The organism is Halobacillus sp. SY10 (assembly GCF_045401165.1).
GTDB classification, from domain to species: domain Bacteria; phylum Bacillota; class Bacilli; order Bacillales; family Halobacillaceae; genus Halobacillus; species Halobacillus aidingensis.
Map to the genome: position 1 here is coordinate 2675380 of NZ_CP174345.1, position 14647 is coordinate 2690026.

The 14647-nt window shown below is 45.7% G+C and carries 14 protein-coding genes; 4 read left to right on the top strand and 10 right to left on the bottom strand.

Annotated elements, in window-relative coordinates; translation table 11 throughout:
* The first annotated feature begins 25 nt into the window (after positions 1–25).
* Positions 26–949 (top strand): ribonuclease Z, encoded by a 924-nt coding sequence (rnz, locus tag ACJA3J_RS13710; RefSeq protein ID WP_089651804.1) that lies wholly within the window; start codon positions 26–28, stop codon positions 947–949.
* A 15-nt stretch (positions 950–964) separates the two neighbouring features.
* Positions 965–2326 carry an aldehyde dehydrogenase gene (locus tag ACJA3J_RS13715; RefSeq protein WP_089651803.1) on the top strand — a complete coding sequence of 454 codons (1362 nt, stop codon included), beginning with the start codon at positions 965–967 and terminating at the stop codon, positions 2324–2326.
* Positions 2327–2736: 410 nt separating this feature from the next.
* Here ACJA3J_RS13715 and ACJA3J_RS13720 read toward each other — a convergent pair whose 3' ends face one another.
* The 6 genes from ACJA3J_RS13720 to ACJA3J_RS13745 form a co-directional block, all read right to left on the bottom strand.
* On the bottom strand, positions 2737–4965 hold the full coding sequence (locus tag ACJA3J_RS13720; protein ID WP_406944363.1) for an FtsX-like permease family protein: 2229 nt from the start codon (positions 4963–4965) through the stop codon (positions 2737–2739).
* Positions 4962–5663: an ABC transporter ATP-binding protein gene (locus ACJA3J_RS13725; RefSeq protein ID WP_406944364.1), complete on the bottom strand. Its 702-nt coding sequence runs from the start codon at positions 5661–5663 to the stop codon at positions 4962–4964. The genes ACJA3J_RS13720 and ACJA3J_RS13725 overlap by 4 nt, the downstream gene beginning before the upstream one ends.
* A 761-nt stretch (positions 5664–6424) precedes the next feature.
* Positions 6425–6649 carry a DUF3892 domain-containing protein gene (locus tag ACJA3J_RS13730; RefSeq protein ID WP_115894242.1) on the bottom strand — a complete coding sequence of 75 codons (225 nt, stop codon included), beginning with the start codon at positions 6647–6649 and terminating at the stop codon, positions 6425–6427.
* 121 nt (positions 6650–6770) lie between these two features.
* Positions 6771–6920: a small acid-soluble spore protein P gene (locus tag ACJA3J_RS13735; RefSeq protein ID WP_089651800.1), complete on the bottom strand. Its 150-nt coding sequence runs from the start codon at positions 6918–6920 to the stop codon at positions 6771–6773.
* 18 nt (positions 6921–6938) lie between these two features.
* Positions 6939–7067 carry a YpzI family protein gene (locus ACJA3J_RS13740; RefSeq protein WP_089651799.1) on the bottom strand — a complete coding sequence of 43 codons (129 nt, stop codon included), beginning with the start codon at positions 7065–7067 and terminating at the stop codon, positions 6939–6941.
* 59 nt (positions 7068–7126) lie between these two features.
* Positions 7127–8374 (bottom strand): DNA polymerase IV, encoded by a 1248-nt coding sequence (locus tag ACJA3J_RS13745; protein ID WP_406944365.1) that lies wholly within the window; start codon positions 8372–8374, stop codon positions 7127–7129.
* A gap of 439 nt (positions 8375–8813) precedes the next feature.
* Between ACJA3J_RS13745 and ACJA3J_RS13750 the strand changes: the two genes are divergently transcribed.
* Entirely contained in the window at positions 8814–8936 is a 123-nt protein-coding gene (locus tag ACJA3J_RS13750) for a hypothetical protein (protein ID WP_279615119.1), read from the top strand.
* 188 nt (positions 8937–9124) lie between these two features.
* Here ACJA3J_RS13750 and ACJA3J_RS13755 read toward each other — a convergent pair whose 3' ends face one another.
* The 4 genes from ACJA3J_RS13755 to ACJA3J_RS13770 form a co-directional block, all read right to left on the bottom strand.
* Positions 9125–10249: a M20/M25/M40 family metallo-hydrolase gene (locus ACJA3J_RS13755; protein WP_089651797.1), complete on the bottom strand. Its 1125-nt coding sequence runs from the start codon at positions 10247–10249 to the stop codon at positions 9125–9127.
* Between the two features lie 70 nt (positions 10250–10319).
* Positions 10320–11867 (bottom strand): acyl-CoA carboxylase subunit beta, encoded by a 1548-nt coding sequence (locus tag ACJA3J_RS13760; protein WP_089651796.1) that lies wholly within the window; start codon positions 11865–11867, stop codon positions 10320–10322.
* 2 nt (positions 11868–11869) lie between these two features.
* Positions 11870–12682 (bottom strand): methylmalonyl-CoA epimerase, encoded by an 813-nt coding sequence (gene mce, locus ACJA3J_RS13765; RefSeq protein WP_089651887.1) that lies wholly within the window; start codon positions 12680–12682, stop codon positions 11870–11872.
* Positions 12683–12697: 15 nt separating this feature from the next.
* A complete protein-coding gene (locus ACJA3J_RS13770) occupies positions 12698–14353 on the bottom strand; it encodes a methylmalonyl-CoA mutase (RefSeq protein ID WP_089651795.1) in 1656 nt (551 codons plus the stop codon).
* Positions 14354–14530: 177 nt separating this feature from the next.
* On the opposite strand from ACJA3J_RS13770, the gene prli42 reads away from it, so the two are divergent.
* A complete protein-coding gene (gene prli42, locus ACJA3J_RS13775; protein WP_226590761.1) occupies positions 14531–14644 on the top strand; it encodes a stressosome-associated protein Prli42 in 114 nt (37 codons plus the stop codon).
* Positions 14645–14647 lie beyond the last annotated feature (3 nt).

The following is a 14647-nucleotide window of genomic DNA, read 5'->3' on the forward strand; positions in this document are numbered from 1 at the left end:
TGATAAGTGTAGGAGAGTGTTGGCAATGGAACTATTTTTTTTAGGTACGGGATCTGGTGTCCCATCAAAAGAAAGAAATGTCTCCTCCCTTGTCCTCCGCCTTCTTGAAGAGCGTGGAACGACATGGGTCTTTGACTGTGGAGAAGGCACACAACAGCAAATATTAAATACAAACATACGCCCGCGACGAATTGAAGTGATTTTTATCACCCACCTTCACGGGGATCACATTTATGGACTGCCCGGATTATTGAGCAGCCGTTCTTTCCAAGGTGGAGAAACTCCTGTAACCGTTTACGGGCCGCGCGGTTTAAAAGATTACATTGATATCAGTCTCGAATTGAGCGGAACGCACCTTCGCTACCCCCTTTACATTGAAGAAGTGGAAGAAGGTGAGCTTTTCGAAGACGAACAGTTCATCGTTGAAGCCGTTAAACTTGAACATGGACTTGAAAGCTATGGATATATCCTTAAGGAAAAAGATCAACTTGGCGAGCTTCAGCCAGAAAAGCTAAAGGCGTTGGGAATCAAACCTGGACCTGTCTATCAAAAGATCAAAAATCAACCTCGGACGGTCCTTGAGGATGGAAGAGTCATTAACCGCGAAGACGTGATTGGACCGCCTAAAAAGGGTCGCAAAATCGCCATTTTGGGAGACACACGTTACCTTCCACATCTTGAAGAGGTCTTGAAAGACAGCGACGTCCTCGTTCATGAGGCGACTTTTGCTGGGGATGAAGAAAAGATGGCTTATGATTATTTTCATTCCACCGTCAAACAAGCTGCCACCCTTGCAGAGAAAGCAAATGTTGGAGAATTGATTCTTAATCATGTTTCTTCCAGGTACCAGGGTGATTCGGTGGAGGAGCTCCTGGACGAAGCACAGGGCATATTCCCAAACACCACCATCGCATACGATTTTTATCAACATCCCATTAAACGGACTTAACAAAGGAGGAGCTGTATGCACCCAACGGTGAAGCTACAAAAATCATGGTTCAAAGAGGGACATACGAAGAGCTATGCTTTCCGTAAAGAACAGCTGTTAAAAATGAAAAAGATGCTCGCGACCTTTGAAAAACCAATTCTCAATGCTTTGAAATTCGATATGAATAAATCCGAATATGAAGCGTACGCATCAGAAATCGCTTTTTTGAAAAGTGAAATCGATCACCATGTGAAACAGTTAAAAACATGGATGCAGCCGACTAAAGTGAAGACACCACTCACCCATACAGGCTCAAAAAACTTCATTCGAAAAGAACCTTATGGCACTGTATTGGTCATCGCTCCGTGGAACTACCCCGTCCAGCTCGCCCTCGCCCCGGTGATCGGTGCGATTGCAGCCGGAAATACGGTCATCATCAAACCATCTGAGCTGACACCAACTGTTTCGTGGGTGTTGAAAAAGATGATTGAACAATACTTCCCTCCTCACTTTATTGCCGTCGTTGAAGGCGATAAAGAGGTGACCCAGGAGCTGCTTGAACAACCGCTTGATTATATTTTCTTCACCGGGAGCGTTCCCGTCGGAAAAATCATTATGGAGAAAGCGAGCAAACAGCTCATCCCTGTGACGCTGGAACTTGGAGGAAAAAGCCCGACGATCGTTCACAAAGATGCAAACATCGACCTTGCCGCCAAACGCATCGTCTGGGGCAAATTCACCAATGCAGGACAAACGTGTATTGCACCTGATTACCTTTATGTCCACCATGAAGTAAAAGCGGATTTGATCCGTGCCATGAAAAAGTACATTCAGCAGTTTTACGGTGAGAATCCTTTGGACAATGAAGAGTACACCAAAATCGTAAACCAAACGCACTTTGAACGAGTATCTTCTTACCTCGATTCCGGAACGGTCGTCGTCGGTGGTTCTTTGGATGAATCCAAACACAAAATCGCGCCTACCATTATCGATCAGGTGTCCTGGGAAGATCAAGTCATGAAAGATGAAATCTTCGGGCCTGTGCTGCCAGTCTTGACTTACCATGCACTCGATGAAGCCATTGATAAAATCAACAGCCGGCCAAAGCCGCTTGCCCTGTATTACTTCGGCGAAAACGAAGTCGAACAGCAGCGCATCCTCAACTCGATCTCTTTCGGCGGCGGATGCATCAACGATACCCTTTACCACATCATCAATCCACACCTTCCATTTGGAGGCGTCGGCGAGAGTGGTATGGGCAGCTACCATGGCAAGCGAAGCTTTGATACCTTTACGCATGAGAAAAGCATAACAAAACAAACGACCCGGTTCGATCAGAACTTCCGCTATCCCGGATCCCAGCTCGGCATGGCCGTGCTGAAGAAATTCTTCGGATAGTAAAAAGCGAGCATTGCGCTCGCTTTTTTTGTGCGTTCCGGCTTTCTTGCGCGCGTTCCAGACTTCTTGCGAGCGTTCCAGACTTCTTGCGAGCGTTCCAGACTTCTTGCGAGCGTTCCAGACTTCTTGCGAGCGTTCCAGACTTCTTGCGAGCGTTCCAGACTTCTTGCGAGCGTTCCAGACTTCTTGCGAGCGTTCCAGACTTCTTGCGAGCGTTCCAGACTTCTTGCGAGCGTTCCAGACTTCTTGCGAGCGTTCCAGACTTCTTGCGAGCGTTCCAGACTTCTTGCGAGCGTTCCAGACTTCTTGCGAGCGTTCCAGACTTCTTGCGAGCGTTCCAGACTTCTTGCGAGCGTTCCAGACTTCTTGCGAGCGAAAAAGGACAGCGGCCCGGCCGCTGTCCTTTTTCTCTAGTCTTGTTGCTTTTTCAATGCTTCCTGTAAGGATACATTTTTCAACTTTCGTTTAGATAGCCCAAGAGAGAGCCAATACGTAAGCATGATAACAATGAACCCAATCACGACCATCCACCACGCAACATCTGTCGGCATAAGAAAACCGGTTTCTTGAACAAGTGTGTTCATCGTTTGCTGCAAGCTCAAACTCGCGAGCGGGATTGAAACAAAGTAAGCGATCAGTACGATTGGGGTGTACACACTCAAGACAAGTTTCGAGACTTCCTTGTCATGATAGCCCATCACTTTAAACAACGAAATCGAAGGTGAATTTTCCTCAACAATCAAGTTGGTGAGCAAAGTAAGAACAATCACTCCAATTAATACAGCAAACACGGCCATTCCGGCCACAGAAGCTCTAGTTGCGCCTGTCGTCGATTCAAAGCTGTCTATCGCCTTCTGCTTATCTTCTACCATATAAACATTTTCGCTATTTTCCGGAGACTTGTTTTGCCAGGTCCCTGTATAGGCTTCATCAGGGAAACCAAGGAAATCGTTCAACTTCTCGCGAGGAAGATACAGGTTATTCCCAATATACAGGTCGGCTACTGCAGCGACCTCCACCTGCATCGTATCCGAGTTCAAAGAGTTTTCGAGGTTAATTTCATCCCCTTCCCCTATCCCAAGCAAGGCAGCTAGAGGGGCACTGATAATCGCTCCTTCGGATATATCGGATTCCAGATTTTCACCCTCAGCACTCAATTGAATAAACTCATTATCTTTTTCCATTCCGTAAGCCGTAATTTTCACATCTTGATCTACGACACCAAGTTCATTCATTGTAAAAGGACTTTGTTCATCCTTCGTTTCTTCTGTCATCAACGATTGATAGTGGACAGCATAGTCGTATTTCAAAATTTCCTTATACGTCGTTTCTACGAGCTGGTCCATGCTATTAAACGTAATCAATCCAAACAATAATAAAACGGTAGAGAACATTACCCCGATAAAAATATAGACACTTCTCGCTTTGTTTCTCACCAATAACCTCAACCGGAACCTGCGAATAAAACCTCCTTTTTGTAAAAGTGGAAGTTTTTCTAGCCAGGATTTTTTCCCACTGGAGACCTCTTTTGGCCTCAGTAGCGTCAGTGGTTCTGTTCGTAACGTCCGACTGATAACGAAGGTCGTGAGTAAGATCAAAAGCAATAAAGGAAGGACAAATCCTATAACAAGAACAAAAGGATCCCAGTCAAACATCGAGAGGGCCGGTAAGTTAAAATAGTTTGCATAAAGGTTCGAGAGCGGTACAGAAAGACCTGCACCTGCAGTTAAACCACCGACAGTTCCTCCCAATCCAATGACCCAGGCATACCCTAAATAATGACGGACCAATTCTTTCTTACGGTAACCAAGGGCCATGAGCGTACCAATTTCTTTTCTCTGCATTTCCATCCGTCGCTTCATGAGCATCAATACCATGGCAATTGAGAGGGCAAGAATGAACAGCGGTAATGTAGTGGTCATACCTTTGGCGCCTTCAATTTCTGTTTCCACAAAACCGATGCGAGGGTTATCGTCTGAATGGACGAATTGCAAAAGAGCCGTTTCTTCACTTACCGCTTCCCTAAACCCATTAGGAACATCTCCATCTCCTGTCCATCCTAGAATTTCCGTCTGTCCGGAAAAACTTGTGCGGGAAACGACCGCAATCCCAAATTTTTCAGCATCTGCTAACAAATCTGTCATTTGCTCGATCATATAAATATAATCGGGTAAATAGACGAAGCCTGTAATTTCAAATTCATCATCACCGATTGTAATGGTATCACCCAACTGATACTGATGTTTTTCCGCATACACTTTGGATACAGCCAGTTCTTGATCGCCTGTTGGTGCTTTCCCTTCAGCGATATAAGGGATATTAACAGATTCTGTAGTCGTAAACACACGTAACGTCGAATCATCGACCTCAAAATCAACATACTTACGTTTCTCTAAAGTCACATTGTACTCATCTTCCCATAAAGAGAGCTGTTCATCTGTAACACTCCCACCAGCTACAAAATGAAAGCTTTCCTGTTTATAGTCCTCCGAAAATGTTTCATTTCTTGATTCCAGTGTCGTGATGGCCATGGATAAGGATACATAAAGCATAACTGCAAGTAAAAGAAGAACGGCCACCCCGGCATATTGAAATTTCTTTTCTTTTAAAGTCCGGTACACAGATTTCTTTAAAATCATGACCATGTCACCTTCTCTGGGTGGACAGGATTTTCGTTTTCATAGGAATCAATAATTTCACCGCTTTTCATTCGGATAACAGAATGAGCCATCTCACCGATTCCCTGGTTATGGGTGATAATTAAAACCGTTGTGCCGTACTGCTCATTTACGAACTTCAACAACTTCAAGATATTTTTCCCTGTTTCTTCATCAAGGGCGCCTGTTGGTTCATCACAAAGTAAAATCTGCGGGTTTTTAATCAGTGCTCTCGCGATTGCGACACGCTGCTGTTCACCACCGCTCAATTGAGAAGGGAATTTATCTTTCTTATCCCACATGCCTACTTTTTCAAGCGTGTCTTTCATGTCGAGCGGCTGCTGGCTCAATTCCCGACCCACTTCAACATTTTCTTCGACGGTCAGTGTTGGAATTAAATTATACTGCTGAAAAATGAACCCTACGAATTTCCGTCGGTAATCAGTAAGTTGGCGATCCTTCAATTGATCAAGAACCGTGTCTCCTACTTTGATTGACCCTGAATCGTAACGGTCGATTCCCCCGATGACATTAAGCAGCGTTGATTTTCCTGACCCTGAAGGCCCAAGAATCGTTACGATTTTTTCATCTGGTACTTCTAATGACGCCTGGCGCAGCGCCTGAACTTTCACTTCTCCGCTCTGATACGTTTTATTGACTTGATTTGCGAAGATTGCCATATCATCATCTCCAATTAAAAGTTTTGTAATAAAATACATCATTTATTTCATTTTTAGTGTACCTCAATAAAAAAAGAAGTCAATAACTTTTTGAAATATTTATATGTATATATTTCATTATTTATCATCCCACTCACTATTGTTGTTGAAGAAAATGGCAGGATTCTTGAAGACTCGATTTCGAGATGTTTTTGGGGGTTCGTTGCCGTGTTGAGCGTCAGGGGTGGCTGGGAAGCTACTCGCTTTCCTGTGGGGGAGTGGCGAGCTTCCTCGGACTTCGTCCTGCGGGATCTCGCCTATCTCCTTTCTCCCACGGGAGTCTCGCAGCTTCCCAACCACCCCATTCGATATATGTGAATAACGAACCCACATACACAAATGGAGCGTCTTCCATAACCACTGCATTCTAGTTAAAAAGCGCTCTATAGCAAGCGTTAGGGTTAAAATGACTGCTTGGTTGTAAGTTGAACCCATTACCTTTCATTACGCCGGAAAGCTGCTTATTCTGAAAGTGTGGTTTCGAGATACTCTTATGGTAAAGGGGCGGAGGGGAATGGGGAGACTCCTGCGGGAAAAAAGTGCTTGGTGAGACCCCACAGGACGCAGTCCGAGGAGGCTCACCGCGCTCCCGCGGAAAGCGAGCCATTCCCCGCAGCCCCCATCCACTCAACAAATGTCTCGAAACTGAGTCTTCCACAAACGGGAGCTTTAGCGAAATAAAGAAAACCCAGGCAAGCGCGAGGCTTTGCCTGGGTTCTCTATTAGAAAGATGGAAGGTTGTCCAAGTTGTTGGATTGAATGCCATCTGGTTCACTGCGCAGATGTTCTTCTCCATCTTTGCCTCGAATGAGGTTCACGTGTTCCAGTTCACCACTGCGCGCCATTTCATGTGCTCGCTTATAATCGATCACTTGTCCTGACGACAGTTGCATTTCAACAATGCTACCTTGCCCGTTTTTTCTAACGGCGACAATTCGTTCTGGCATCATTCTCAACCTCCTCAAGAATTATTTTGTCCAAGAACCCAGATAATATGAGCATCATTCCTGTGGAGATAATTGGATGTTTTATAGTAAAAAAGACAGCCAAAAAGGCTGCCTTTTCATCTTACATATCGTGAGAAGATTTTTGTTTTTGACGCGAATGCTGCCTGTTTTTCACTTTATGAGATCCTTGAGCCGGTTCCCCGTATGCTTGTTTCGGCCCTAGTGGTAAGTTCGGTTGTTCCTGTTGTTTTGGTCCCATGCGTCTACCCATAAAAATCCGCCTCCTTGATTATCTGCGTTTACGAGCTGCTTCAGGCCCCTCCATCGCGGTCGCACCTGGATAACTTAGGCGCTGATCACGGTCGGACTCCACTCTGCCGGATTTTTTCAACTTTTTCTCTTGTCGATCTCTACCCATTCTAGAACGCCTCCCTTCCCTTTTAGTATGGAAAAGAAAATGGAGGCTATGCCTGGGAATCATTTTTTGAAATCGTCGAGAAAGTCCTTTTGAAAGCTCGTATTCACCTGGGGGTTCGAAGGATTACTGAGGTTACGGAAAGGGTTTTTGCCGTATTTCTCAGTCAGATCATCAATCGTTTGATACAATTTTTCCTTGCTGGCATATTGTTCAAAATTAAAGAGATCAAGTTGTTGACTGACTTCTGATTTCTCCGCCAGGTCGCTCGCGGTAACGCCGAGCAGACGAACAGGCTGCTGATTCCAGTGGTCATCGAATAATTGCATCGCCACTTGAAAAAGATCTTCAGACGAATGGATGAATTCCTGCAGCTGCCGACTACGTGTCACTGTTTTACGATCATGATAACGAATCGTCAACTGCACATTTCTCGCAAGAACCTTTTTATTTTTCATCCGACCTTCCACTTTATTGGAAAGTCTGCGAATGACCGTTTGTACCTCCGTGTCATCCGTCGTATCCTGTGGAAGCGTTGTTGATGTGCCGATACTTTTAAATTCATGAACAGCCTCAGGGTCAACAGGCCGATCATCCATTCCATTCGCTCTATTTTTTAGTCGCTCTCCATTGATTCCAAGAACACCCTTCAACTCAAGGACAGGGTGTTTGGCTAAATCCCCAATGGTTTCTATGCCGACTTTCCTTAATTTCTCTGCTGTTTTCGACCCGACTCCGTACATTTCTTCTATCGGTAAAGGCCATAATTTTGTTTCAAGATCTCTTTTCCGTAAGATCGTGATTCCCATAGGCTTTTTCATATCAGAAGCCATTTTTGCCAAAAATTTATTTGGAGCTATCCCGATACTGCATGGAAGATCGAGTTCTTCATTAATCCGCTGCTGGATACGTTCGGCTATTTCTGGAGGGGAACCTTGGTCCGCGCAGTTGGTAATATCCATATAACCCTCGTCAATGGAAACAGGCTGTACGAGCGGCGTCACATCAGCTAAGATCTTGAACATCTCTTTTGATGCTGTACGGTATCGTTCAAACGTCGGCCCCATAACAATCAAATCAGGGCACAACCTTCTCGCCTCTCCTAAAGGCATCGTCGTTTTAACCCCGTACTTGCGGGCTTCATAACTGCTTGTGACAATAATTCCGCGTCTTTCTTCAGGGTTTCCTGCAATGGCAAGCGGCTTTCCTTTTAATGATGGATCAAAAGCTGCTTCCACAGATGCATAGAAACTGTTCATATCGACATGAAAAATGACGCGTCCTTTTTTAGGATACCATTTGGACTGCATAACGTTCTTCCTCCATTGGAACATTTGTTCTCTATTATACCATGCTAAGCTTCATTATTGTTCCTCAACGCTTCATTTATTGTTTGTCTAATACATAAAACTCATAATCGTGTTATTGAACTAACTGGCAGGATTGTGTAAGACTCGATTTCGAGACTATTGTGAGAATTTAGGGGCTCCGGGAAAAGGTTCGCTTTCCGTGGGCGAGTGATGAGCCTCCTCGAGCTCACGCTCTGCGGGGTCTCATCTACCACGCACTTCCCACAGGAGTCTCACCGTTTCCCTCCGCCCCTTTACCATACGAGGTTCTCAAAATCCCTCTAACAGTAACCTGCCGAGCTTTGTAATGAAGACCTGTTCACACACGCCGTTATAGAGTCGTTTTAACCATAGATCCCGCGCGAATAAGGCGTGGGAACAGGGTCTGGGAAACGTCCGCATGAAAAACGAATGGAGACACGAACGTGTGTGTTTTTCTACTGACGGATTCAAAGCACTGCAAATCGTCGTTTCCCTGACCCCGTATCCATGGCCAGGAATTGTCATTCATTATTTCAACTAGGCAAGGCTTCCTTTAAGGATGCGTGGTATGTGCTCATTGCGCTCCCATGGAAAGCGAGTCATCTCCCCCGCCCCCATCCACTCAACAAAAGTCTCGAAATCGAGTCTTCCACAATCGGGAGCTTATGTGTAAAACTGTAATGTGAATCAAAAAAAAGGCTCCCTGAAATTTCAGGGAGTCCACTTTTGTTATTGTGCTACTTCTTCAACGATCGCTGTTACGAACTCTGTGATTTTTTCAAGCTCGCTCACAGGCATGCGTTCGTTGGTTGTATGGATTTCTTCGTATCCTACACTCAAGTTGACTGTAGGTACGCCGTGGCCTGCGATGACGTTGGCATCACTTCCGCCGCCACTTGTCAGCAGTTCACTTTCGCGGCCGATCCGTTTCGCAGCAGAACGTGCGACTTCAACGACCTGGTCTCCGGCTTGCTGCTTGTAGCCAGGGTACATGATTTCGACATCGAGTTCGACTTCGCCACCCATTTCCTCTGCTGTTTCTTGGAACGCTCGCTTCATTTTCTCGACTTGCGCTTCCATTTTTTCAGGATCTAGAGAACGGGCTTCGGCTAAGACCTCTACGTGATCACAAACGATATTCGTTTTTTGACCGCCTTCAAAACGTCCGATGTTCGCTGTTGTTTCGTCATCGATACGGCCCAGTGGCATTTTAGCAATCGCGCGGGAAGCCAGTGTGATTGCTGAAATTCCTTTTTCAGGGGCAACTCCTGCATGAGCCGTCTTCCCTTTGACGATCGCATTGATTTTTGCCTGGGTAGGAGCAGCTACGATAATGTTTCCGACTTGACCATCACTGTCAAGCGCATACCCATATTTCGCTTTGAGCATGGAAGCATCCAGAGCCTTCGCGCCAACAAGACCGCTTTCTTCTCCTACGGTGATGACGAACTGCAGGTCACCATGCTCCACGTTTTGTTCCTGAAGAGAACGGATCGCTTCAAGAATGGCAGCGACGCCTGCTTTGTCATCCGCTCCAAGGATTGTCGTACCATCTGTTACGATATACCCGTCTTCTACAGAAGGTTTAACGCCGTTCCCTGGGACCACTGTATCCATGTGGGAAGTGAAATAAATCGGCTCTGCGTCCTTTTTAGAACCTTCTAGATTGCAGATCAGGTTGTTTGCCCCGTGACCAGTAATCGAGGCAGCATCATCTTCAAGCACTTCCAAACCTAAGTCCTCGAATTTCTTTTTTAATACTTTAGCGATTTCAGCTTCCTGCGTTGTTTCTGAGTCGATTTGTACCAACTCTAAGAACTCTTCCAGCAAGCGTTCTTTGTTAATGGCTACCATATATGTCTTCCTCCTTCATATGTAAACACATTCCTCTTAGTACGTTAGCGGAACTGGAGGACGGTGTCAATTATAGAGGGATGTTACCGTGTTTTTTATATGGGCGTTCTTCGTGTTTATTCTTCAGCATATCCAGTGCTTTGATTAGTGTTGACCGTGTTTCTCTTGGATCAATGACATCATCGATCATCCCGAGTCCTGCGGCTACGTATGGATTTGCGAATCGTTCTCTGTATTCATTGATTTTATTTTGCCGCGTTTCTTCTGGTGTGTCACTTTCTCTGATTTCTTTGGCAAAAATGATATTTGCCGCGCCTTCAGGACCCATCACGGCAATTTCCGCATTTGGCCAGGCATAAACGAGATCGGCCCCGATCGATTTACTATTCAAAGCGACATAGGCTCCTCCATAAGCCTTTCTCGTAATGACCGTCAGTTTCGGAACGGTGGCTTCGGAATATGCGTATAAAATTTTGGCTCCGTGGCGGATGATTCCCCCATGTTCCTGTTTGATGCCTGGGAAGAATCCGGTTACATCTTCAAATGTAATGAGAGGGATATTAAAAGAATCACACGTACGAATGAAACGGGCAGCTTTATCACTAGAGTCGATATCAAGGCCGCCAGCCATATATTTAGGCTGATTACAAACAAGTCCCACGGTCTTCCCTTGCAGACGCGCAAATCCGACGACGATATTTTTTGCAAAGTCCTTATGAATTTCGAAAAAGGAGTCCTCATCAACGAACTCATCGATAACGATACGTACGTCATAAGGACGGATCGGATCGAAAGGAATTTTATCCGTGATGTCAGGTCTGAAATCATCTTCAACTTCCACTTCAACTTCAGGGGTTAGTTCTTCATTGTTTTGCGGCAGGTAACTGACAAGATCCCGGACCGCATCCAGAGCAGAAGCTTCATCAGAGGTTTTCAAGTGAGCATTCCCGCTCAAGGAATTATGAACACCAGCGCCACCAAGGTCCTCTGCAGAAATTTGCTCACCAGTCACTGTTTCAATGACTTTCGGTCCGGTAATAAACATTTGCGATGTTTTTTCTACCATGATGACGAAATCAGTGATCGCTGGAGAATAGACTGCTCCGCCGGCGCAAGGACCCATAATGACCGATATTTGCGGAATGACCCCAGAATAAATGGAGTTGCGGTAAAAGACTTGTCCATACCCATCCAAGGAAGATACACCCTCCTGGATGCGTGCCCCTCCAGAATCGTTCAAGCCAATAAAAGGGGTTCCATTTTTCGCAGCAAGATCCATGACAGCGGCAATTTTTTTCGCATGCATTTCCCCTAAGGCTCCACCGTAAACCGTGAAGTCCTGAGCGAACAAATAGACATCACGTCCATGAATTTTACCAAAACCTGTCACGACCCCTTCACCCGGCGCTGACTTGCCGTCCATCCCAAAGGCATCATGACGATGTTCAATAAATGGATTCAGCTCAATGAAAGACTCCTCATCCAACAGGTGTTCGATGCGTTCCCTCGCTGTCCATTTCCCTTTATCATGCTGCTTGTCAATCCGTTCATCTCCGCCTCCTAATTCAACTTGGCGGCGCTTATCATATAATTCATTGATTTTATCAAAAATGTCCATCGTTATTCCTCCTCTCCATGCTGACATAGTTCAAACAGGACACCATTCGCTGCTTTTGGATGCAAAAAGGCGATCTGGCTGTCATGAGCACCTTGTTTCGGTTGTTCATGAATGAGACGGACGCCTTGTTCTTTATACTGCTCCAAACGTTTTGTGAGATCGTCCACTTCCAATGCGATATGGTGGACACCTTCTCCTTTTTTCGTCAAAAACGATTGGATCGGGGAGTCATCACTCAGAGGCTCCAACAATTCGAACATCGTTTCACCGATTTTTAGAAAAGCCACGCGGACTTGTTCTGATTCCACGACTTCTACAGCTTCAAGCTCTAAGTGAAGGTTATGCTGATAAAATGGTAAGGCTGCATCAATGCTTTCCACAGCAATTCCGATATGGGCGATCCGTTTCGGTGCTTCTATTGTTTCCTTGTTCAGAAGCTGCTTAATATAAAGAGCGATGGCATCTGTCGGTGACCCGCTGGTGAAGATTTTGTTGACCCCTTTTTCCTCAAGAAAAGGAATATCTTCTGCAGGTATGACACCGCCCCCGACGACTGGAATATCCGATGCTCCCTGCTCTTCCAGTGCCTGGACCACTTTAGGAAACAATGATTTGTGAGCACCGGAAAGAGAGGAAAGTCCGACGACATCCACGTCTTCCTGTATGGCCGCTCTGGCAATTTGCACAGCCGACTGCCGCAGGCCTGTATAGATGACTTCCATTCCATGGTCTCTGAGTGCTTGAGCGATAATTAAAGCTCCTCTGTCATGTCCATCTAACCCTGGTTTCGCTATAAGTACACGTATTGGTTTCATCCTCATCATCCCTTCCTACATTCCGGTATATTCTCCAAATTCCTCTCGTAAAACGTTCGCGATTTCCCCGACTGTGGCATAAACTTTAACCGCCGCCACAATATGAGGCATGACATTCTCCTTCCCTTTCGCCGCTTCCCTAAGGTTCTTAAGGCAATGGTTGACAGATTCCTGATCGCGGGAAGATCTAACATCCTGTGTTTTCTTGATTTGGGCTTGTTCCAGCGCTTCATCTACGCGTAACAAGTCTGCATGGATTTCTTCTTCAAGTTTGTATTCATTCATGCCAACGACGATGTCCTCATTCGATTCGATCCGTTTTTGAGCATCATAAGCAGCTTTATGAATTTCCCGCTGCATATACCCTTCCTCAACGGCCTGGACCGCTCCTCCGAATTCTTTGATGCGATCCAAGTAAGCATTGGCTTCTTTTTCGATCTGATCTGTGAGCGACTCTACGTAGTAAGAACCAGCCAGTGGATCGATCGTGTCCGCCACGCCACTTTCATTGGCTATGATTTGCTGTGTACGTAAAGCAATGCGTGCCGAGTCTTCGGTAGGCAGAGCCAGAGCTTCATCACGGGAATTGGTATGCAGGCTTTGCGTCCCCCCCATAACAGCAGCGAGCGCCTGCAATGTGACGCGCACAATATTGTTATCCGGCTGCTGAGCCGTCAGCGTACTTCCGCCTGTTTGTGTATGGAATCGGAGCTTCCAGCTTTTCGGGTTTTCTGCTCCATAGTGTTCTTTCATGATTTTTGCCCACATGCGACGAGCTGCCCGGAATTTGGCCGCTTCTTCAAAAAATTGATTGTGAGCATTGAAGAAGAAGGCAAGCCTTGGCGCAAACTGGTCGACTTCGAGTCCAGCTTCAATCGCCGCATCTACATAAGCCATGCCGTTCGCAATCGTAAAGGCGACTTCCTGAACAGCCGTAGAACCTGCTTCCCGGATGTGATAGCCGGAGATGCTGATGGTATTGAATTTCGGTAAATGTTCCTGACAGTACCCGAAAATATCTGTGATCAGCCTCATGGAAGGTTTCGGTGGATAGATATACGTACCTCGAGCGATATATTCTTTCAAAATGTCATTTTGAATCGTCCCTGTCAGTTTTTCAGGAGCCACTCCCTGTTTTTCTCCAACAGCGATGTACATCGCAAGCAGAATACTGGCCGGTGCGTTAATCGTCATAGATGTACTGACTTTATCGAGTGGAATCTGATCGAAGAGTTGCTCCATGTCCTTCAACGAATCGATGGCGACACCGACTTTCCCCACTTCCCCATCAGCCATCGGATCATCCGAGTCATATCCGATTTGTGTCGGCAGATCGAAAGCGACCGATAAACCGGTCTGCCCTTGTTTCAATAAATAGCGGAATCTTTCATTCGTTTCTTCCGCCGATCCGAATCCTGCATATTGACGCATCGTCCAATAGCGGCTTCGATACATGGTCGGCTGAATCCCTCTTGTATAAGGATATTGGCCTGGAAAGCCGATCTCCTCTATGTAGTCCTCATCCATCTGTTCCGGCGTGTATAATCGTTCGACCGGAATTTCGGAACTTGTATGAAACGCTTTTTTCCGTTCCGGAAAACGCTCCGTCGTTTTTTCTACATCTTTTTCCCATTTTTGCTTCGGGTGTTGGTCACTTGATGATGTGTTCATAAGAAAGGCCTCCTTATTCAGTCCATTCACACTACTAGCATACCAGAAATGAAGCGCTTACCTATCTAAAAATTACTATCATTCACAATTTTATTGTAAATGATTTCACGCCCTTGTCCAATTTCTCTTTTTTAGGTAGAATGTCAGTAGGATTGACTGAGAAGGAGGTTACACACCTTGGCTACAAAAAAACGTTCAAAACGCGAACGCCGTATGAAAGTCGTGATCTATGTCATGATTCTGTCTATGCTTCTATCTAGTGCATTGGCTGGCGCGAGTTTCTTCTTATAATAA

What these genes read in the sequence shown, in the direction of transcription:
- rnz (WP_089651804.1), top strand. Translation starts at nt 26, where the DNA reads ATGGAACTATTTTTTTTAGGTACGGGATCTGGTGTCCCATCAAAAGAA.
- ACJA3J_RS13715 (WP_089651803.1), top strand. Translation starts at nt 965, where the DNA reads ATGCACCCAACGGTGAAGCTACAAAAATCATGGTTCAAAGAGGGACAT.
- ACJA3J_RS13720 (WP_406944363.1), bottom strand. Translation starts at nt 4,965, where the DNA reads ATGATTTTAAAGAAATCTGTGTACCGGACTTTAAAAGAAAAGAAATTT.
- ACJA3J_RS13725 (WP_406944364.1), bottom strand. Translation starts at nt 5,663, where the DNA reads ATGGCAATCTTCGCAAATCAAGTCAATAAAACGTATCAGAGCGGAGAA.
- ACJA3J_RS13730 (WP_115894242.1), bottom strand. Translation starts at nt 6,649, where the DNA reads ATGCCAGAACGAATTGTCGCCGTTAGAAAAAACGGGCAAGGTAGCATT.
- ACJA3J_RS13735 (WP_089651800.1), bottom strand. Translation starts at nt 6,920, where the DNA reads ATGGGTAGACGCATGGGACCAAAACAACAGGAACAACCGAACTTACCA.
- ACJA3J_RS13740 (WP_089651799.1), bottom strand. Translation starts at nt 7,067, where the DNA reads ATGGGTAGAGATCGACAAGAGAAAAAGTTGAAAAAATCCGGCAGAGTG.
- ACJA3J_RS13745 (WP_406944365.1), bottom strand. Translation starts at nt 8,374, where the DNA reads ATGCAGTCCAAATGGTATCCTAAAAAAGGACGCGTCATTTTTCATGTC.
- ACJA3J_RS13750 (WP_279615119.1), top strand. Translation starts at nt 8,814, where the DNA reads ATGAAAAACGAATGGAGACACGAACGTGTGTGTTTTTCTACTGACGGA.
- ACJA3J_RS13755 (WP_089651797.1), bottom strand. Translation starts at nt 10,249, where the DNA reads ATGGTAGCCATTAACAAAGAACGCTTGCTGGAAGAGTTCTTAGAGTTG.
- ACJA3J_RS13760 (WP_089651796.1), bottom strand. Translation starts at nt 11,867, where the DNA reads ATGGACATTTTTGATAAAATCAATGAATTATATGATAAGCGCCGCCAA.
- mce (WP_089651887.1), bottom strand. Translation starts at nt 12,682, where the DNA reads ATGAAACCAATACGTGTACTTATAGCGAAACCAGGGTTAGATGGACAT.
- ACJA3J_RS13770 (WP_089651795.1), bottom strand. Translation starts at nt 14,353, where the DNA reads ATGAACACATCATCAAGTGACCAACACCCGAAGCAAAAATGGGAAAAA.